Here is a 20985-nt window from a genome sequence, read left to right as displayed (position 1 = left end):
CAAACGCCGACCGCCACCGGAGGGAGCGGCCCGATCTCTCGAGGCGGCTCCCGCGGTGGCGGTTGCGAATTCAGGGGTTAGATTTCGGTCGACTCAGTTCAGGGTGAACTCGAGGCCCGGATCGTTGTCCGGTCCGCCGAGGGCCTTGAACTGAAACTGGCGATCGGTTTTCCACGTGACCTTGCCGACCATCGGGGGCTGGTCGGGGGGAGCGAGGAAGAGCGTATCGTTATCGAAGGTGGCCTGGCCCTTGATCGCATTCGGCTGGCCAGACGAGGCTACGTTCCAGTCGAAGTTCTTGTTGCCGTCCATCGCGAGCGTGATCGTGACCGAAGGATCCGGCTTGGCCGTCCAGGTGCCGACGAGCTTCGGGGGAACCGGGTTGGTCGGCAGAGAAGGGGGCTCCGGCGGGGTCCCGTTCGTCGGCTGGGCAGGGGGCGTCCCGTTCGTCGCGTTCGGATCATACACAGGTCCGGGAGGTGTGGCACTGGCCGCGTTGGCGTCGGGCTTGGGGGTCAGCGTCTCGATGAGCTGGGCCGAGAGCCGGTCCTGCGGTTGGAGCGCAACGACCTCCCTCAGCTTGGAGATCGCCGCCTCGATGTGCCCCTGGGTCAAATAGAGGTCGGCGAGGACGAATCGAGCGGCAGCGGCCCTCGGCGTCGCGTCGCAGTATCCCTCCAGGTTTCGGAGTTGCTGGGTGTAGATGTCGACCGACGGGTAGAGTCCGGAGAGGGTCGTCCAATCCCATCCTGGCCCGACGGTCAGCACCGTGTAGAGCGGGACGGCCGCCTCGTCGTAGCGCTGCATGGCGAAGAGACAGATCGCCCGGAACTGGTGGAGCATCGGATCGTTCGGCGTCTTGCGCAGGGCCGACTCGCACTGAGCCAGGGCGGCGTTGTAGTCGCCCGCCTTGAAGGCACCTCGGGCAGCATCGAGCTCCGAGACCGCCTGGGTGATGATCTCCGGAGGAGGCGGCGGGGCCGAAGGGTCGATCGGCTGGGAATAGTCGTAGATGACTGGTGGTGGCTGATCCGGGATCACCGGCTGCGAGACGACGATCGCCGGCTGGGCCAGGGCCGGGCTGACGTAATACGGGTTCGAGTAGCGGGAATATCCCCACTGGTTGAACAGGGCGCTCATGCCAAGCGCCGCGACGCCGATGCCGACACCCCAGCCGAGGGCGCTATTCCCGATGTTGTTGTTATAGCCGTAGTAGCCGTTGTTGTAACCGTAGCCACCCCCGCCGAAACCGTACCCACCCCCGCCGTAGAAGCGGTTGGAGCCCCAGCCCGATCGGAAGTAGTTCGGGTTCCAACCGCCGTTGACCCAGCTCGAGTGATAGGAGGCGTACCGCGAGGGGCCGCCCCAGCCACCGTAGCCGACTCCTCGGAAGCCGTTGCTGCCGCCGTAGCCGCCGGGGGGACGCCCGCCGCCATACATGCCCCAGGCCTGGCCGCCATGACCATGGAAGTTGTTACGGCTGTTGTTCTGAGTTACGTTCGTCACATTCGTGATGTTGGTAACCTGATTGCGGTTGACGTTGACGTTGTTTCTATTGACGTTGACGTTGTTCCGGTTGACGTTGTTGTTCACAACGTTCGTATTATTTCGGACATTGTTGTGGATGATCTCGTTGTTGCGAATATTGGCGTTATTGATGTTATTGCGAATATTGTTGTTGTTGATGTTCGTTGGCCGGTTGATCATCCCGGGCCGGTTGATGTTGACGTTGTTGTTGAGATTCGGCCGATTCTGGATATTCGGATTGATGCCCGGATTGTGGGGCGGTATGTGGTTGGCCTGAGCCCGGTTCCGCGCGGCTTCCATGGCCGCCTGGCGATTGACTACGCCGAGGTTATCGCCGATAGGGCGATTGGGCATGGGGCGGGCGCCCGCGCCGGGGCCGAACGGATTCGCTCCGCCGGGCCGAGCCCCGAGGTTGCCGGGTCTGGCGCCAAGATTGGCGGGTCCGCCGGGTCGCGCAGCAGGATTTCCAGGATTCCCGGGTCGAGGCCCACCGCCACCACCCGGTCGTGGTCCCCCACCACCACCCGGCCGCTGCCCCCCACCGCCTCCGCCACGGGGCGGGGCTGCCAGGATCGGCTGGACCTTGAATCCGCGAGCCTGCATCGTGGGTCCGGCGGGCCTGGACGCGGCGTGGGCAGGCCCGGAGGGCCGGGCTTGCGGATGTGCGGCCCGAGGCGGCGCGACTTGCCGAGCACGGTTGGCGGCCGGATTCGATCGGGGCGGGGGCGCGGCATTCACCCCGACCAGCGCCGAGGCGCCGGCAAGGACGATCGCCGAGAGGAGTGTCCGTCGCACTATGGTGTTCGGCATGTTCGAATACCTCAAGACGAAGTTGGGGGGGAAATGGGGGCAGAGATGTGTCGCATATGGTTCACTTGGGCTCGGGCGGTTTCCGCACCATGACGATTTCCAGGACTTCCGGTTCAACATCGGCTCCGAGGGTCCGGTCGGTCGACTTCCACTCGAGCTGATCCTTGTTGACGAATGTGAGAATCTGAGTTGCCGTCGCGACCCGACCGTCGCTCCTCACCCCCGTCGCCTTGATGAACCACTGGTTCCCGGACCTAACCCAGAGCCCGTCGCCGTAGCCCCCTCGGGAGTCGAAGACCCAGGACTTGATCTGCTTCGTGAGCGGATCCCAGCCGATCCGCTGGGTGCCGGTGAAGGCCGGCTGCCCCTTCATGCTCACGCTGAACGTCCGATGGATCGAGGCCTTGTCCTCCGACCATTTGTAAGACGTATGCACGACCGCATCCGCCGTCTCCTCGATCCAGTCGCCGATCAGCCACTCAAGCTGCTTGAGGTGCTCCTGCGGGGCGAGGTCGGAACTCGGCAACTCGCGGAGGCTGGCGAGGTACCAACGGCCGTCGCGCTTGATGTGCAGCCCGTGGAACCGCGAGTGGTGCGTCGCGCCCCCGCCCGCCGGGACGATCTCGCTGGTCCCGGCCGCCCGCGCGAGCATCCCATCGAGGAAGGTTACGGATTCGACGCTCGTCTTGATCTGGTCCCCTGTGCCGCCGCCGAACTGCGACGTGTAGTGCTGCAAGAGGGCGTCGCGGCCGTGGAGGATCCCCCCCTCCGCGTCCGCAGTCTCCCCCTCGGGCGTGAATAGTTCGACGAGTGCTTTGGCGTCTCCCTTTTGAAATGACTGGGAGAAGGCCTCATACGCTCCTTTGATCGCCTGCTCATCGTGGCTGCGTGCAGCCGCCGCCCCTTCCGGGGCTTCGGGCGCCTTGGGCGTGCTCGGCTCCTGAGCGGCCAGCCAGGAACCCATGACCATCGCCACGCCGAGCGCGACCGAGATTCGTGTCTTCATAGGACTCTACGCCTGTCCTCTTGGATCAATCACGACCCGGATTGGGTGATGGAGCCGGCTCGCCGCCGACTCCGGTCGATGTGGGCCGGGAATCGGCCAGCCAGATTGTTGGCGGCAAGGCATTCGTCCGCAAGCCCTCGCTGGAGTTTGGACATCTTCATGTTTGCCAGGCTCGGACGATCGATCGGCAAAGTTGCGTCAAAATCACAGATAGCCGAAGCCCATTCAGTCAGGGAGGATCCTCGGTCCCATCACCTCTCGCACGCAATCGTCGGCCCAGCGTCGGTTATTGGTCGAAGGAAGCCATTCCAGACGCCGTTGAAACCAATCAGGCCGCAAGCCCCCCCCCCACTTTCTTGCAGATTTCATGCCTTTGAATGAGTTGATCCCGGTGTTGTTACTAGAGTGGTCCTGGCCATTTGTGACGACGTCCCTTGAAATTGATACGGGTCGTGTTGGCGATCCATCGAAAAAGTTTGGCCAGATTCTCGAGAGCCGCCCCTATTAGTGGCGGAAGGCAACGATCCGAGGGGGAATCAGGCCAGATGACCATAGACCCGGCGGGCGCCACCATGTTCCAGATCCAACGCCTCTTCACCGAGGGGACGGTCACGGGGCTCTCCGACGCCCAACTGATCGACCGCTTCCTATCGGGACGAGACGGGTTGGCCTTCGAGTCCCTCCTCGCCCGACATGGCCCCCTGGTCTTGCGGGCCTGCCGGGGCGTGCTCCAGAACCCGAGCGACGCGGAGGACGCCTTCCAGGCGACCTTCATGATCCTGGTGCGGAAGGCAAGCAGCCTCCGAGGTCGCGCCAACATCGGCGGTTGGCTCTATCTGGTCGCCTACAGGGTCGCCATCCAGGCCAACGCCGCCGAGGCCCGGCGACGTGTCCAGGAGAGGAGGGCGGGGGAATTGGCGATCTCGAATTTGAAGGAAGGACGCGACATCCCCGATGAGCTGACCCCGGCGCTCCACGACGAAGTCGCGAAGCTCCCGGATAAGGCACGCCAGGCCGTCGTCCTCTGCGACCTCGAAGGCCTTTCTCTCGTCCGTGCGGCCGAGTCATTGCGCTGGAGCGAACGGACCTTGCGACGGCGACTGACGGAAGGCCGCGAGAAACTCAAGGCCCGGCTCCGTCGCCGAGGTTTCGAGGCCGGCTCCGCGAGCATGGCCATGCTCCGCGTTCGCGAAGCCACCTCGGTCGTTCCGTCGCCATGGATCGACTCGACCGTCCGGGCCGCTCTATCAACGTCCATGACGACGGCCGTCATCAAGGGGACGGCCGGCTCGGCGGTGATCCTCGGTCAGGAGGTACTCAAGATCATGATGGTTCAGAAACTCAAGCAAATCTTATCGATCGTCGTCATCATGACGGTCATCGCCGGTGGAGGTCTTGCCGCCTTGGAACTTCGAGGCGACGAGCCGCAATCCAAAACAAAACTACCGACGTCGGCAACATCTGTCGTTGCGGCCCGGCCCGCGTTGGAACCCGACCCGCTCGATGCTGTCGGTACGTTCCCGGTGAAGGGCCGCGTGGTCGACCCCGATGGCAAGCCCGTCGCCGACGCGACGATCTACGTGCATCACTACAGCTTCGACCTGCTGACCAGGGCGACGGGCAACACGATCCCCGAGTCCCACTCCGAGAAGGTCGCGGGTACCAATCCCGACGGCCGATTCCGATTCGATCTCGACAAGTCGGCGAGCAATTTCCCGTACAGGGATTTCCCCGTCTGGCATGGTGCCCAGATCGCCGCCGTGTCTCCCGGCTTCGGGATGGCCTGGGTATCGGCCGAATCGTTGCTGAAGAAGGATGAGGCTCTATTCAAGCTCGTCCGCGACGACGTGCCGCTCCGGGGACGTATCCTCGACCAGCAAGGCCGTCCGGTCTCCGGGGTCGCGGTCTTCTCCCGCGAGGTCATCGACTTGGACGAACGGAGTCGAGAGACGAGCCTGAACCGCGGCGAGATGGGGAAGGCCGTGTCCCAGTACTCCGGACCTTCCTGGATCGAGCCGCGGACGACCGACAGCGAAGGTCGTTTCGAGATCCGAGGTGTTGGCCGTGATCGGGTCGTCCGGCTCGAGTTTCGGGGCCCGAATGTGCAGAAGGGGTATCTCCACGCCATGGCCCGCGAGGGCCAGGCCCGGACTCGCCCGGAGACGAATCGAGGCTCAGGCATGAACCGACCTGGCGGGCCTCCGCCCGCACTGCCATTCGTCGGCGCCAGCTTTCAGCATGTCCTGGGCCCGACCAAGCCGATCATGGGGACGGTGAAGGCGAAAGGATCCGAGAAACCCCTGGCCGGGATCCAGGTGCTGGCGACCGAGCCCTTGACCTGGACCGAGGTCTCGGCGCTGACCGACGAAAAAGGGCATTTTGAACTCCTGGGCCTGCCCAAAGGGGTTTCGTATAAGCTCCGCGTCATCCCGAGCACCGGTATCGACCCTTATCTGAGCGCGGAGGTCGTGGTCCCGGATACGAAGGGGCTCGACCCGATCGTCAAGGACCTCGTCGTCCCGAAGGGCGTCATCCTCGTCGGACGCCTCGTCGACCCGGCAACCGGACAACCCATGCGTGCCAAGCATGTCGCCTATGACAAGGCCCCGGGGAATAAGAATGAGGGGGATGCCGAGCTCAGCACTAGTGGCATCGTCGACCCAACTTTCCGGATCACGGTCCCGCCAGGTCGTGGGATGCTTGCCGCGAATCTTCGAGGGGAGAATCTCTCCTACCTGCGGGCGAGGTTGAGGCCGGCCGACAAGGGCAAGGGGATCGGCGGATTGGAGGATCGAGAGGCCATCACGATGCCCCTCAACGCTTACCATGCCTACCAGATGCTCGATATCCCGGTCGACGCGACGACCCTGGATGTCGCGCTCGACCTGACCAGGGGCGACACGCTCAAAGGGCGGCTGATCGGTCCCGACGGTAAGGCGGTCCTCGGCGCCAAGTATTCTGGTCATAGCGACGTCCGGACGCCGGCCAGGAGTCTCGAAGGCGACGCGTTCGAAGTCCTCGGATTGAAGCCAGGAACTCCGCGTCTCATCGTCTTCGGCCACGAAGAGCGGGGACTGGTCGGCTGGGCCTCCGTGACGAAGGAGGACCGCAAGCCGAGCGAAACCCTGGTAGTTCGGCTCGAACCCATAGCGACGATCAAGGGACGGCTCGTCGACGAGGATGGCCTCCCCATGGCTTCATCCGGCCTGATGGCGCAGACGCACTTCCCCGGTATCGGCGGCTTCGGACCCTCGTTCCAGGGCTTATGGCCCGATGACGAAATCTGGGCGACCGACGCCCAAGGCCGTTTCCAGGTTGCAGGGATCAGGCCAGGTCTGAAGGTCTCGGTCCACGTCCAGAACCCGTCCAAACCCGGTTTCCGCCTCGACACCGGCGATGTCTTTCGCCAACTCGAGCTGCGTCCCGGCGAGGTTCGCGACGTCGGTGATGTCACCGTGAAGTCGAAAGTCCGTTGAGTGCAAAGCTTCCTGGCGGTCTCGGACTCCTTGGTGTAGGCTGGGCCGAGGGATCGTGGCGAGAGGATCGCCCCGATCCGCCCTCGTCCCTGCATCAAGGAGTTCGAACTTTGGCCAGCAAGGCCGTCGGTGTGGGCGACATCGCCCCTGACTTTGAGCTGCCTGCTTCGGGGGGAGAAACCGTCAGGCTGAGCGACTTCCGAGGTAAGGCGGAAGTCGTGCTCTTCTTCTACCCGAAGGACAACACGCCGGGATGCACCGCGGAGGTCTGTTCATTCCGCGACAGCTATGAGGCCTTCCGCGACGCCGGGGCCGAAGTGATCGGGGTGAGCTCCGACTCCGTCGACTCGCACCGCCAGTTCTCGGGGAGGCTCCAGGTTCCCTTCCACCTGCTCAGCGACGCGGGCGGGAAGCTCCGGGCGACGTATTCCGTGCCCAAAACGCTGGGGCTATTTCCCGGTCGAGTGACCTATCTGATCGACAGGCAAGGGGTCGTCAGGCACATCTTCTCATCTCAGTTGCAGGTCAACAAACATGTTGACGAGACTCTGGCCATGCTGAAAACGTTGAGGTCCGAGGGGGTTGCCCCGTCCTCGAATCCTTGAGGGTTCCAGGAGCCCGCTCGGTCGAAAGTTGAGCTGTCTGAGCTCTGTGCGCAAAAACCTCGGGCGAACCGCGCCGGGGACGAGTATAGTGTTGCCGATATCCCAATCGGGTAGGCTCCTCTCTCGTCTCCTGGAGAATGGATGGCTCGCATGAACCGTCCTCGTGGGCAAATCTGCGCGTCGACCTCGCGGAAGCTGGCGACCGGGCTGGGCGAGGCCGCGAAGGCCCGCGCCTTGCTCGGGTTCGACGGGTTCGTCGACGAGATCATCGCCGTCGTCGACAAGCGTTATGTGGACGGTCGCTTCGACCCCGTCCGGACCATCGGCGCGATGGGGGACAAGATCCGTGCCGCGGCCGGGGAGTCGACCAACTACGAGCTCGTCGTCAAGCATCGCAAGCTCGGCGGCAACGGGCCGATCCTGGCCAATGCCCTGGCATGCCTCGGGATGGGTGTGTCGTACGTCGGCAGCCTCGGGCTCCCCGTCCCGGATCCGGTCTTCGCCGAGTTCGCCTCCAGGGCGGAACTGATCAGCATCGCCCAGCCGGGGCACACCGACGCCCTCGAATTCGACGACGGCAAGGTCATGCTCGGCAAGAACGGCTCCCTGAACGAGATCCACTGGGAGACGATTGTAGAGCGGGTCGGCGAGGAAAGACTCGAAGGGTTGATCGGCGGCGCGAATCTCGTCGGCATGCTCAACTGGACCATGATCCCCCGGATGAGCCAGATCTGGGAACGACTCGCGGACGAGGTCCTGCCGAAGCTCGGCCAGGGGCCTCGGATCATCTTCATCGACCTGGCGGACCCGGAAAAGCGGACGCCCGAAGAGATCCGGGCTGCGCTGGGCTTGCTGCGTCGATTCCAGGAGCATGCCGAGGTGATCCTGGGGCTGAACCTCAAGGAGGCACTCCAGATCAACGCGGTCCTGGACCTTCCGAGCCACGCAGACCCGGAGGGTGCCATCGCCGACGAGGCCCGGGCGATCCGCGAAGCACTCGGACTTTCCTGCGTGGTGATCCACCCGAGGCGGGCCGCGGCGGCGGCGACCGCGACGGAGGCCGCCAAGTTCGACGGGCCCTTCGTCAGGCAGCCGATCATCAGCACGGGCGCGGGGGATCACTTCAACGCCGGGTTCTGCCTCGGCCGGATTTTGGGGCTCGACCTCGCCGAAAGTCTTTGTGCTGGCGTGTCGACCAGTGGATACTATGTGCGGACTGCCAAGAGTCCTTCCCTGGCCGAGCTGGCGGAGTTCGTCGCGGAACTGCCGCCGGCCGAGTAGCACGTCCCCCCACGGCCCTTGCCGATCGCCGGATTACGCGTCCGCGATCATCGCCAGGAGGCCGTCCAAGGCTCTCGATTTCCCCGCACGTTCGACCCCGAGAAGCACCCCATGTCCACCGTCGCAGAATCACCCTCCCCTGAGCCGAGCGTCGCCCTGACGAAGTCGGTCTCCACGCCCACCGAGCGACTCGTTTCCATCGACGCGTTGCGCGGGTTCGACATGTTCTGGATCATCGGCGGCGAGGGGCTCGTCCTCGCCTGGTCCAAGTTCATCGCGGAAGTCACGAAATCGCCGGCGGCGAGCAAGACCTTCGAGGTCCTCGAGACGCAATTGGAGCACGTCCAGTGGGAAGGTTTCCACTTCCTCGACCTGATCTTCCCGCTTTTCCTCTTCATCGTGGGGACGGTCCTGCCGTTCTCATTGGGCAAGATCCGCGAGGAAGGGCGGGCCAATAGTGCCCTCTACTTTCGCGTCGCGCGTCGGGCCCTGGCCCTCTTCGTTCTGGGACTGCTCGCCAACAACATCCTCCGATTCGACTTCCAGAACCTGCGCTGGCCGGGTGTGCTCCAACGCATCGCGCTCGGCTACTTCTTCGCCGCGATCCTTACCCTCAGGTTCAAGCCTCGCACCTTGGCCTTCATCGTCGTCGGCATCCTGCTCGGCTACTGGGCCTTGCTCTCGTTCACGCCGGTCCCGGGCGGCAAGGCGGGGGATCTCACGATGGAGGGGAACCTGGCGGGTTACGTGGATCGTCACGTCCTCCCGGGCAAGATCGTCAAGGCCTATTACGGCTTCGGCGACAACGAAGGGCTTGTTTCGACGATCCCGGCCGTCGCGACGGCCTTGCTCGGCGTCCTGGCCGGCCACTGGCTCCGCTCGCCGAACTCACCGTGGATGAAGGTGCTCGGCCTGACCGTGGCGGGGTTGGTGAGCCTGGGGGTCGGTTACGCCTGGGGGATGGTTTTCCCGATCATCAAGATCCTCTGGACGAGCTCGTTCGTGCTGTTCGCCGGAGGCTGGAGCCTCTTGCTCCTGGCGCTCTTCTACATGGTCATTGACGTGTTGAAGCTGCGCAAGTGGGCCTTCTTCTTCGTCGTCATCGGTACGAACGCGATCACCATCTACTTCGGGCGGAACATCATCGACTTCCGCAAGATCGCCGCTTTCTTCTTCACGGGGCTGTCGACGCATACGGGAACCTTCGGCAGCGTGGTCATGCCGACGGGGATCCTCCTGGTCGAGTGGCTCTTCCTCCTCTTCCTCTATCGTAGGAAGATCTTCCTGCGAGTCTGATTCGGAGTGAGAGCCGAGGGGCGTCGGCGCTGGCGCCCCTCGCGTATTTCGAAGCTCAGGACTTCGGCTTGGGCTTCTCGCTCGACGTGGCCTGAGGTCCGAACCGCGTGTGCAACTTGGCGTGCCCGGCGAAGCGATCCCCATAGATCGCCCGCACGACCTGCCAGTCGACGAGGATCGACAGGGAGGCCAGGACGCAGCCGATGATAGCCGTGGCTCGCAGGGAAAAATGAGGACGAGGGATGCCGCTTTCCTTCGACCCCTGCTCTGAATCCGCGGCGATAGGCTCGACGGGGAAAAGCACGCAGAGCAGCGTGCAGACGGCGGCGTTCAGCAGGATCACCCCTTCCGTCACCAATCGCTGAGTGGTGAATCCCACGAGGGCCCGCTCGAAGTTACCCACGACGAGCCACCAGACATGAGCCAGAAAGAGCCATTGGCCCCGTCCCAACGCGCTCGCCGGGATCAGGGCTAAGGGCCTCCTGATGTGTCGCAGCAGGGGGACGAGGATCGTCAGCGCGATGAGGATGTAGGCGATGTCGAACCAGTGCGCCGCGGAGATCCCCATCATTTCGGCCGGCACGGCCTTCAGGCGGATCCACTCGGCCGGGTTCTTGCGGAAGTTGAGATAGCTGATGAAGACGAGGATGAAGCCTACGGCGTAGACCTCGGTAAATCGCCTCGGTCGACCTGACGTCGAAAGAGCCGGAGACCATCGAGCGATCGGGATCATCGCGATCGCCAGGGCGAAGCCGTTGAAGAGGCCCGTCGTCTGCTCGAGGATGCTGTGCCAGTTCGTGTCGTAGCCGCTGGTAACCTCGACGAGTTTCAGCATCGAGGCGGCCGCGAATCCGATCCCGCCGAGGATCCCCGTGACGAGGCCCGCGCGGGCGACCTCGCCCAGGTTGTAGCGTCGGCAATAGGCGAAGAGGCCTCCCACCAATCCCACGCAGCCCGACCAGTTATCGCCACGAGGCGGCGTCATCCTCATGCCGAGCACAAGTACGAGCACCGCGAAACCGACCCACCAGCCAATCCCCATGTACAGAACGAGAGAGGTTGCCAGATCGACCTTGCGCCGGACGCCCGCATAGGCGAGGGCCGCTAGGATGGCGGTGAGCGACCCGAGCCAGTCGGTGTCGTGCCAGTTAAGCGAGTAGCCTCGCGCTCGCAGCCAGGGTTCGAGCAGGGCCTCTTGAGCCCACCACGTCGCGATCACGACCGAAATCGGCCCGAAGAGCTGAGTCAGGCGCTCGCGATCGAGGACGGCCGCGAGGGCCGTCCCGATCCCGCCTGGAGCGGCCCAGAGGAATCCGATGACGAAGAGGCAGGCGAAGCCGTAGAGGACCGATGGCGAGTGGCCCGAATGCGTGTAGGCCACGACCTGCATGTACGACATGCTGCCGCCGAACGACCAGCCCAGCGCCCCGAGCATGCCGAAGTAGGCGACGCGCCTCTGCCAGTCCTCGCGTCGCGAGGTCAGGGCGATCGCGATGGCGGAGAGCGAGCCCGCCATCATCGCGCCGGTCTCATGGCCGAAATTGCCGCGGATCCCCCAGCCGATGGAGAGGGAGAGCCCCGTGAAGATCAGGGTTGGCCAGGACGGCGCGGGGACGGTCGTCGACGTTGACGACATGATGGTGACACCTCGTCGGCAAGGGTCGGGGGGGAACGTAATGGGGCCGGTCAGAGGCGAAGGTGGATGCCGTCGCGCTCGAGCGATCGAATGAAGAGATAATTGATCAGGAAGTAGAGGCCGACCGCCGCGCCCACGTACCAGAGCGGAGAGTCGTTGGGGACGAACGGCTTGATCGCGCCTCCGATCATCCCGTGCAGCAGGTAGGTGACGAGGGCATTCTGGCCGAAGGTGCGGAAGATCCCCGCTTGCAGGCCCGCTCGGTCGCAGAGGACGACGAAGATCGCATATACCGCGAGTGAGAACCCGGCCGAGAAGATGAGGTAGCTGATGCTTCCCGTGCGCTGACTCATCGTCCAGAGGTCGATCGGCCGTGAGGGGGGGAAGAAGGGGGGCGAGGCGAGCGAGCCGTCCATGCACGACAGGGCATATCCGAGCCCCATCAATACGATCGACCACGCGGCGAGGCGGGCGACCGCGTGACCTTTGGCACTCACGACGATATCGTAGGCGAGGGAGCCGACCAGCACAGGGATCGACCACGAGAGGAAGCCGAGCGGGCCGCCGTCGATGACCGGTCGTTTCCAGGCGAAGTCGAAGTAGAACCCGTACGAGAGCCCGAGGTGGAGCAGGGCACTCGCGACGAGGTAGGCGACTCGCACCATGGGGCCTCGGGCGATCACGGGCAGGACCCAGATCGAGGCCAAGGCGATGTGGACGAGGGTCTGGAAGATCTCCCTCGAGAAGGCCGTCGCGAAGAAGCCGCCGAGGCCGAGTTTCTCGAGGTCGGACCACTTCTTGTAGTCGCCGTCGAGGTGGTGGAAGACGAAGCCGACCAGCAGGAGCCCGAGGTTCCGCTTGATGGCGGAGATCGCCGCGGCCCGATATCCGATCGTCTCGAACCGCCGCAAGAACGTCAGGCGGAAGGCGAAGCCGACCGCGAAGAAGAACTGCGGCATGATCGTGTCGGCATAGCTGCAATACGTGTTGTGGTGCTTGAGCACCGCGGGCATGACGGCGAACCCGCCGATGAAGTTGACGAAGAGCATCCCGACGACCGTGTAGCCTCGGAACTGGTCGAGCGAGGCGATCCGGCCTCGCCCGGCGGGAGCGATCTGCGGTCCGGCCGTGTCCACAGGTTTGAACCTCAAATCCAAAGGGGAGGCGTCCGCGGCAAGGTCGCATGGCGCTCGAGAGGCGGGCTTGAGCCGAGGTCGCGCGACAAGACGGTGGCGTGCGACGGTCGTTGCCCTAGTCATAGCGGGAAAGAGGGCCGCTCGGAAGGGCTCGCCGGCCCGGGAGTATGAGTTTGAGGGATCGAGGGGCTGTCTTCGATGTGCCGCGCCGAAGCGGGGAAGGCGGGGGGATCCCTAGCTCACGCCAATTTTAGTATAATCGATGTTCTCGCTGGCGAATTACCCTGGAGAACCTGACAGATGAGCCTTCTCGACTCGTTGAAGAAGTACACGACCGTGGTTGCGGACACTGGCGACATCGACGCCATCGCCCAGTACAAGCCGCAGGACGCCACGACGAACCCATCCCTGCTCTTCAACGCGGCCCAGCAGCCGCAGTACGCCCACCTCGTCGAGCAGGCACTGAGCGACGCCGCGAAGGACGGCGGCAGCAAGGAAGCGCAGACCGAGGCTTTCATGGATCGGCTGTTCGTGGGCTTCGGCCGCGAGATCGTCAAGATCATCCCGGGCCGGGTCTCGACCGAAGTCGATGCTGGGCTTAGCTTTGATACCGAAGGTACTCTCAAGAAGGCCCATCGCCTGATCGGCCTTTATGAAGAGGCCGGCATCGACCGGAACCGGGTCCTGATCAAGATCGCCAGCACCTGGGAGGGGATCAAGGCGGCCGAGAAGCTCGAGAAGGAAGGGATCCACTGCAACCTGACCCTCCTCTTCAGCTTCGCCCAGGCCGTCGCCTGCGCCGAGGCCGGCGTGACCCTGATCTCGCCGTTCGTCGGCCGGATTTATGACTACTACAAGAAGGAGAAGGGGGCCGAGATCCCGGCCGACCAGGACCCGGGCGTGGCCTCGGTGACGAAGATCTACAACTACTTCAAGAAGTTCGGCTACAAGACCCAGGTCATGGGCGCGAGCTTCCGCAAGGTTGAGCAGATCACGGACCTCGCCGGCTGCGACCTCCTGACGATCAGCCCCGACCTGCTCGCCAAGCTGCAGCAAGGCGCGGGCGAGGTCACGCCGAAGCTCACCGCCGAGTCCGCCAAGGCGAGCGACGCCAAGAAGATCGAGCTCGACGAGAAGACCTACCGCTGGATGCACAACGAAGACGCCATGGCCGTCGACAAGCTCAGCGACGGCATCCGCAAGTTCTACGCGGACGCCCGCAAGCTCGAGAAGTTCGCCCAGTCGATGGTCACCCAGAAGGTCGGGAGCTGACCCGTCCCTGTTCGGGATACAGGCTTCGCGAGGCGATGAAACGAGGCCGAGGCCCCGCACCATGCGGGGCCTCGGCCTTTCTCTTTTGAGGGCGAATCGTCCCGGGTATTGAGGCGACGGACTTGTCGGTTGTAACGAGGGCTGGATCGAAACATTTCGTTCTTTTCCCCTTTCTCTGGGCTTAGCCTGGTCTACAATTTACCAGTGCGCGGGCATCCTCAGCGGCCGAAGTGCCGACGGGGTCCGAATCTTTTATGGCTTTCTCGGCCATCTGCTCGTCATGGGAAGTCGCCTCGCCGGCAATGCTTGACGGCGAGGACCGGGTCGTTAGCATCTTCCCATCGTTTATCTGCGCATGTTTGATCCATGAACCTGCGATTGCGGGTTCTCCGGGTCCGGGTCGCGTTGCGCATGCTTGCAAGGCCGGCTTCGAGTTTTCGAAATTTCGATCCGTTCCGACGCGAGTCCCGTATTAAGTCTATGTAGCCGGGCCAAGACGACCCGGGGTCACCCGATCGAAGGGAGCCATCCCATGAAGCACATCGACGGGCGTTGGCTGCGCTGGGCGACGATCGATGCGGATCAGCCGCGGGCGACGAAGGGATCGTCCGGGAAGGCCCGCCCTAATGAGTCGGACGAGATGCAGGCCTCAAAGATCACGAGCGAGGCCTTGGCCAGGCGGATCGGCACGGCGGCGCTTGCCTGCCGGGGCTATGACGTCAGCAACCTCGGACGCAGCCTCGAATTGCTCGAGCACCCGGCCTATGGGCCGGTCGTGCGTCGGAAGCTCGCCAAGGTCTCGGAAGTCAGCTCCGATGCATTGGGCAGGAAGGTCGATATCGCCGAGCACATCGTCGCATCCGAACCGACGTCCTTCGCGAAGTTCCCCTTGGACGTCGCGACCATCGTCGGCATGGAACTCGCGCAGCTCGAGCTGCTTGAGCAGTTCCACGGCATCCCCGTGCACAATGCCAAGATGTGCTTCGGGTATAGCATTGGTGAGATGTCGGCCTTGATCTTCGGCGGGGCCTTCTCGCTGGAAGGGTTGCTTCCGGTCCCGCTGCGGCTCGCCCCCGATTGTGCCGAACTCGCCGAGGACACGAGCCTGGGCGTGCTCTTCACCCGCGGCGGGGAACTCTCCGCCGAGGAAGTCGAGCGCCTCTGCCGTGCGGTGAGCGCCGAGGGGCATGGCTTGGTCGGCCCCTCCGCCTATCTGTCTCCGAACACGGCCTTGCTGTTGGGCCGGGGGAAGACCCTGGAGCGGGTCGAGAAGAGGATGTCGGAGTTCATCTCCGAGAAGGTGATCCTCAAGCGGAACCCGAATCGCTGGCCCCCGCTCCATTCCCCCTTGATCTGGGAGCGATCGATCCCGAACCGGGCCGCCGTGATGCTCTACCAGATGAACGAGCTACCGAAGGCCCCGAAGCCCCCGGTCCTCTCGTGCGTCACCGGCGAGCAGAGTTATGCCGGCCCTGAGGCGGAAGGGCGAGAGGTCCTGATCCGATGGACGGACCGGCCCCAGAAGCTCTGGGACGTGATCGACAAGACCTTGTCCAGCGGCGTCGAGCTGGTGATCCACGTCGGGCCCGCGCCGAACCTGATCCCCGCGACGTTCTCCAGGCTCGAGAACAACGTCACGCGACAGTTGCAGCAGAGAGGAAAGTATGTACACATGATCGGAAGGGGGTTCGCCTCGGGGTGGAATAGCCATGCCTGGCTGAACCGATTGCTCCCGTCCAAGGCCGCGCTGTTGCGCCTGCCGTTCCTCGTCCACATCACCCTGGAGGACTGGCTTCTCGACCACCAGCCCTCGACTGCTCCGGACGCCGTGTCCATCCCCCGCGGGGCGGGCCAGCAGGGGCTTGCATCGCCCCACGAAGCGGTGTAACGATTCAATCATGGCCGAAGAGGGAAGGATCATTACCATGAGCCAGGACCTCCAAGAACTCGAGCCGCAGACCTTCGTCGAAACCGCCCTGGAACTGGGTGGGAAGAGTCGTGAGGAATCACGCCGAACGGGGACCCTCGACCGGGCCGACGACCAAGTCGAAGCCCTCTTCGCGCCACGCTATCAGACGTCCAAGAGCCCCGTGCATCGCGCGGTCTGGGAGCACGATTTCCCCCTCGATCTCTTCATGCCCCAGGACCCGCAGGACGAGTCGAAATGGGAACGCGCGATGGAGAGTTCGCTCTCCGTCGTACGCCACCACAAGCGGGCGAGCACGCTGATCGACGGTCACGGCAAGGTCACAAACCCCTTGCTCAATGATCTCGCCGGCGCCGGCTACTGGGGCATGCTCGTCGACCCCGGATTCGGCGGGCAGGGGATGCCGTTCTCGGTGTTCGCCCGGTTCCTGACCAGGATGGCGACCATCGACCCAACCGTCGCCGGGCTCGCCTCGGTCCACGGTTGCATCGGCGCGGTCGACCCTCTGCGGACCTTCGGCTCGGCCGAGCAGAAGTCTCGGCATCTGCCCAAGCTGGCTCGCGGCGAACGGCTCTCCGGCTTCGCCCTCACGGAGCCCTGCGCGGGCTCGGACCTCACGGCCTTGCGGACGACTGCCAGGCTCGAAGGGGACGAATACGTCGTCAACGGCGAGAAGCTCTTCATCACCAACGCCGTCCCGGGGCGGACGATCGGGCTCGTCTGCCTGATCGAGGGGAAGCCGGCGGTCCTGATCGCCGACCTGCCCGAGCGCGAGGATGAGCATTTCCAGATCGTGCCCTACGGGCTCCATGCGCTTAAACACTCGTATAACAATGGATTGAAGTTTCAGGACTTCCGCGTCCCGAAGGAGAACCTGCTCGAACCGACTCGCGGCGACGGCCTGACGATCGCCTATCACGGCCTGAACTTGGGTCGCGTAGCCCTCTGCTCGGTCGCGGCCGGCACCATGCGGACGATGCTGGCGAACATGCTCCCCTGGGCCCATTTCCGACGGACCTATGGCGCGGCGATCGACACGAGAGAGCTGGTCAAGCGTCGGATCGGACGGCTCGCGGCTCTGATCGTCGGGGCGGATGCCCTCGTCGACTGGTGCGCGGGGCTGCTCGACCAGGGTTATCGCGGCGAGATGGAATGCATCATCGCCAAGATCTTCGGCAGCGAGGCGCAGAAGGAAGCGGCCGTCGAGCTGTTCATGAAGACCCACGGCGGTCGCGCATTCCTGCACGGGCACCTTTTCGGCGACAACGTCCACGAGTATCTCGCCCCCTGCATCTATGAAGGGGAAGGGGAGATGCTGGGGATGGCCTTCTTCAAGTCCTTGATCAAGGACCATGGCAAGCACTACTTCGAGCCGATCGGACTGGCCCTGCATGCGGCGGGCATCCGCCAGCCCAATCCGTTGAACCCGGCGCATGCCTGGGCCTTGCGGAGTGCCCTGGTCCCCTACGCCGGCTGGTGGTTCCGCGAGCACATGCCGTTCGGGAGCTCGATCCCGACCGTTGACGCGACCGGTCCCCTCGCGGATCATGCTCGCTTCGCCATGAAGGCCCTCCAGCGCAGTCGGTTCGAGGTCGACGGCGTGATGCGCAAGCATCAACTCCGCCTGGCCGACCGCCAGTGCCGGATGGCCGAGCTCTCGCAGCGGATCCAGGACATGGTCGTGATCCTGGCCACGAGCTGCTGGGGAACCAGGCAGTCGAGCCCGGTGGTCCAGGCCGCGGCGGACATCCTCTGCCAGGACCTCCGGCGCAAGCTCTCGGGTAAGCGTCCGACCGACGCCTATCTCCGGGCCGTCACGAAGCTGGGGGAGACCGTCGCCAACGGCGGGTTCCAGGCCATCGCCGGCATCGAGCCCGAGGCGATCCTGATGCCCTATCAGAACGACCCGGCCGCCTGAGTTCAGGCGTCCGGCCGGCTCGTCGAGGCACTTCCCATGGGACACTCGACGAGCCGAAATATTTCCGATTCAACATATCTCAATTCTTGCAAAGATACGGGGGTCGCGATGTCCGACGCATTTCAACTCGAAGAGCGGGACGACAAGATCGCCCTACTGACCCTGGACCTGCCGGGTAAGAAGGTGAACACGCTTTCCCGCGGCGTGCTCGCCGAGCTCGCCAGGTTCGTCGCCCAGCTCGAGTCGCGGACCGACCTCCGAGGGCTCCTCTTCCGGAGCGGGAAGCGAGGCCAGTTCATCGCGGGGGCCGACCTCAATGAGCTTGGCGCACTGGCCTATTCGCCTCGAGAGCACATCGAGCAGGCCATCGACTTCGGTCATCAACTGTTTACCAAGGTCAGCCGCCTGCCGTTCCCGACCGTCGCCCTGATCGACGGCAATTGCATGGGGGGCGGCACTGAACTCGTCGTCTCGATGGACGACCGGATCGCCTCGGATTCGCCCGAGACGAAGATCGCCTGCCCCGAGACCAAACTCGGCCTGATCCCCGCGTGGGGAGGCACGCAGAGGCTTCCACGCCTGATGGGGCTCAACGCCATCGAATTCGTTTGCGGCGGAGAGCCGGTCAACGCCAGGAAGGCCGTGGAGCTCGGGCTGGCGTTCGACGCCGTCCCCGTCGACAAGCTGATCGAGGACGGGGTCCGTCGGATCGAGTACCTCCGAGACTCCGGGGTGTGGGTGAAGCGTCGCGAAAAGCTGAGCGGGCGTTTGAAGTTGAGGCTCGACCAGCAGATGTTCGCCTTCTCGGTGGCCAAGGGACAGATTGCGGGTAAGACCAAGGGGCAGTATCCCGCACCCCTCGCGGCCCTGGAGGCGATCCAGAAGGGGAGCAGCCTGCCCCTCGACCAGGGGCTCGATGTCGAGAAGCAGGTGGCCCTGACCGTGATGGGCACTCCCATCGCCGCCAACCTGATCGCCGTCTTCTTCATGAAGAACCGGCTCGACCGGGATTCGGGCGTCGATCGCACGGACGTGACGCCTCGCAAGGTCGAGCGCGTCGGCGTCATCGGCGCGGGGCTCATGGGCTCGGGGATCGCGGCCGCGCATGCTCGTTCGGGCATCCCGGCGGCGATCGTCGATGTTGATGACGCCAGGCTCGCCGCGGGGATGCAGCGCGCCCAGGATGTCGTTGCGAGCCGGATCAAGATCGGCCGGGCGACCCCCAAGGACATGGCGGATATGCTCTCCAGGCTGAGCACGGCGACCTCGCCGGGCATCCTCGCCGACCGCGACGTCGTCATCGAGGCGATTACTGAGGACGAGTCCGCGAAGAAGGCGACCTACGAGCAACTTAAGGGCGTGCTTCGCGACGGGGCGATCCTGGCCAGCAACACCTCGACGATCTCGATCACCAGGATGGCCGAGTCGGTCCCCCATCCCGACCGTTTCATCGGGATGCACTTCTTCAACCCGGTCGATCGCATGGAGCTGGTCGAGGTGGTCCGGGGTGAGAAGACCTCGGATGACACTGTTGCGACGATCGTCGCGCTTGCCAAGCGGATCCGGAAGACGCCGATCGTGGTGAAGGACTGCGCAGGGTTCCTGGTCAACCGCGTCTTGTTCCCTTACATGAACGAGGCGCTCATCCTGCTCCAGGAAGGGGTGCCGATGGATGCCATCGACGCCGCCGCGACGAAGTTCGGCATGCCGATGGGCCCGATTGCCCTCCAGGATTTGGTGGGGATCGACACGTCGTTCTATGCCGGCAGCGTCCTCGCCGCCGCCTATCCCGACCGGGCCTCGGCCCCGGGGCTCCTGAAGGATCTGCTCAAGGCCGGAAGGCTGGGGCAGAAGTCGGGCTCCGGCTTCCGCAAGCACGGAGGCAAGAAGCCCGTCGCCGACCCCGCGTTCGACACCTTGCTCGCGAAGCATCGGGTGGAAAATTCCGGGACGAGCACGAGCCCCGAGGAGATCGTGGACCGGCTCATCTTCCCGATGCTGCTCGAGGCGACCCGCGTGCTGGAGGAAGGCGTTGTGCGCGAGCCGGCGGACGTCGATATGGGCGTGATCCTCGGGATCGGCTTCCCGCCCTTCCGAGGCGGCATCCTCCGATGGGCCGACGCCGAGGGCGCCGAGCGGATCGTTGATCGGCTGGAGCGGTTTGCCTCACTCGGCAAGCGATTCGAGCCCACCCAGACGCTCCTGCAGCACGCCCAGCAGGGGACGACCTTCTACCCGACCCCCAAGGGCATCGCCGCCCCCAGGATGGTCACGGCCTGATCGGCTCGCTCGAAAACGTTGAATCCAGGGCAGGCCTCGAAACGACGGGGCCTGCCCTTTTTTCCTGGAATACCATCAAGGACTCGTCGCGATTGGCGATCGTCGGATATCCTGGAGATCGCCGCAAAGAGGGCAAGGGAACTCCTCACGGGCGAGAAGGTGCCGAGATTATGCCGAACCCTGGGGGAGAGAATGGCGGAGGTGCGAATCGCCCTCCGAAGCGAAGACCTGACGGCAAAGGGCCTCGCCCACCCGGCGGGCCACGACCCCCGAGCGTCCCGAAGAAGAGTGGCGGCCTCAACCTGAGGTGCATTGGAGGCCGCGACTTCGAGCTTAAACACCCGCGCTGCGTCGAGGAGATGGAACTCGATTACGCCGAAGGGATCGAGCTTCGCGAGGCCGGCGACCCCGAGGCGGCCCGAGACGCCTTGCGATACGCCCTTCAGGGCTGTGGCGACAATCTCTGGGTCCACGTGGCCCTCGGCCGGATTGCTCTCGAGGAATTCAACGACCCGGCACTCGCCCGGGGACACTTCGGCTACGGCTTCGAACTCGCACAGCGCGCCATCCCGCCCGGCTTCGATGGCCGCCTGCCGCGCCATCGCCTGGCGAACCAACCTTTCTACGACGCCATCGATGGGCTCATCGCCTGCTATGAGGGCCTGGGCAAGCCTGAGGAGGCTGCGGATCTCCGCAATCTCGCGGCCTCGCTGCTCGGGGAAGGGCGAGGGAACAGCCGCCCTCCACGCAACCGTTGAGACACTTCGTAAGAGTTACAACGGGCGCGTCGAGAGTGTGAACGCGACCGCCCATTT

Annotated in this window: 13 protein-coding genes; 9 read left to right on the top strand and 4 right to left on the bottom strand. The window is 64.4% G+C overall.

Features of this window, described 5'->3' with window-relative positions:
* Window positions 1-93: 93 nt before the first annotated feature.
* Window positions 94-1881, bottom strand: coding sequence for a tetratricopeptide repeat protein (locus ACOYYX_RS17820; RefSeq protein ID WP_422931260.1), 1788 nt, complete (start codon window positions 1879-1881; stop codon window positions 94-96).
* Window positions 1882-2398: 517 nt separating this feature from the next.
* Window positions 2399-3343: an SgcJ/EcaC family oxidoreductase gene (locus ACOYYX_RS17815; RefSeq protein ID WP_422931259.1), complete on the bottom strand. Its 945-nt coding sequence runs from the start codon at window positions 3341-3343 to the stop codon at window positions 2399-2401.
* Between the two features lie 545 nt (window positions 3344-3888).
* On the opposite strand from ACOYYX_RS17815, the gene ACOYYX_RS17810 reads away from it, so the two are divergent.
* The 4 genes from ACOYYX_RS17810 (at window position 3889) to ACOYYX_RS17795 (ending at window position 10001) form a co-directional block, all read left to right on the top strand.
* Window positions 3889-6819 carry a sigma-70 family RNA polymerase sigma factor gene (locus tag ACOYYX_RS17810; RefSeq protein ID WP_422931258.1) on the top strand — a complete coding sequence of 977 codons (2931 nt, stop codon included), beginning with the start codon at window positions 3889-3891 and terminating at the stop codon, window positions 6817-6819.
* A 110-nt stretch (window positions 6820-6929) separates the two neighbouring features.
* Complete coding sequence (locus ACOYYX_RS17805) at window positions 6930-7424, top strand: peroxiredoxin (RefSeq protein ID WP_422931257.1); 495 nt, start codon at window positions 6930-6932, stop codon at window positions 7422-7424.
* Between the two features lie 150 nt (window positions 7425-7574).
* Window positions 7575-8705, top strand: coding sequence for a hypothetical protein (locus tag ACOYYX_RS17800; protein ID WP_422931256.1), 1131 nt, complete (start codon window positions 7575-7577; stop codon window positions 8703-8705).
* 111 nt (window positions 8706-8816) lie between these two features.
* On the top strand, window positions 8817-10001 hold the full coding sequence (locus tag ACOYYX_RS17795; protein WP_422931255.1) for an acyltransferase family protein: 1185 nt from the start codon (window positions 8817-8819) through the stop codon (window positions 9999-10001).
* A 55-nt stretch (window positions 10002-10056) separates the two neighbouring features.
* Here the strand turns inward: ACOYYX_RS17795 and ACOYYX_RS17790 are convergent, their stop codons facing one another.
* Complete coding sequence (locus ACOYYX_RS17790) at window positions 10057-11637, bottom strand: hypothetical protein (RefSeq protein ID WP_422931254.1); 1581 nt, start codon at window positions 11635-11637, stop codon at window positions 10057-10059.
* Window positions 11638-11687: 50 nt separating this feature from the next.
* Complete coding sequence (locus tag ACOYYX_RS17785; RefSeq protein WP_422931253.1) at window positions 11688-12773, bottom strand: hypothetical protein; 1086 nt, start codon at window positions 12771-12773, stop codon at window positions 11688-11690.
* 300 nt (window positions 12774-13073) lie between these two features.
* Between ACOYYX_RS17785 and tal the strand changes: the two genes are divergently transcribed.
* The 5 genes from tal to ACOYYX_RS17760 all read left to right on the top strand — a co-directional run bounded on the left by tal (window position 13074) and on the right by ACOYYX_RS17760 (window position 20928).
* Complete coding sequence (gene tal, locus ACOYYX_RS17780) at window positions 13074-14045, top strand: transaldolase (RefSeq protein WP_422931252.1); 972 nt, start codon at window positions 13074-13076, stop codon at window positions 14043-14045.
* 532 nt (window positions 14046-14577) lie between these two features.
* Window positions 14578-15933, top strand: coding sequence for an ACP S-malonyltransferase (locus tag ACOYYX_RS17775; RefSeq protein ID WP_422931251.1), 1356 nt, complete (start codon window positions 14578-14580; stop codon window positions 15931-15933).
* 37 nt (window positions 15934-15970) lie between these two features.
* Window positions 15971-17890 carry an acyl-CoA dehydrogenase family protein gene (locus ACOYYX_RS17770; protein WP_422931250.1) on the top strand — a complete coding sequence of 640 codons (1920 nt, stop codon included), beginning with the start codon at window positions 15971-15973 and terminating at the stop codon, window positions 17888-17890.
* Window positions 17891-17998: 108 nt separating this feature from the next.
* Window positions 17999-20170 (top strand): 3-hydroxyacyl-CoA dehydrogenase NAD-binding domain-containing protein, encoded by a 2172-nt coding sequence (locus ACOYYX_RS17765; protein WP_422931249.1) that lies wholly within the window; start codon window positions 17999-18001, stop codon window positions 20168-20170.
* Between the two features lie 359 nt (window positions 20171-20529).
* The gene (locus ACOYYX_RS17760) at window positions 20530-20928 is read left to right on the top strand and encodes a hypothetical protein (RefSeq protein WP_422931248.1); all 399 of its coding nucleotides are present in this window, start codon (window positions 20530-20532) and stop codon (window positions 20926-20928) included.
* Window positions 20929-20985 lie beyond the last annotated feature (57 nt).

This window comes from Singulisphaera chitinilytica (genome assembly GCF_049331405.1).
In the GTDB taxonomy this organism is placed as follows: Bacteria; Planctomycetota; Planctomycetia; order Isosphaerales; family Isosphaeraceae; genus PoT.
Note: the sequence above shows the minus strand (reverse complement) of the source record. Positions and strands in the feature narration are given on the sequence as shown.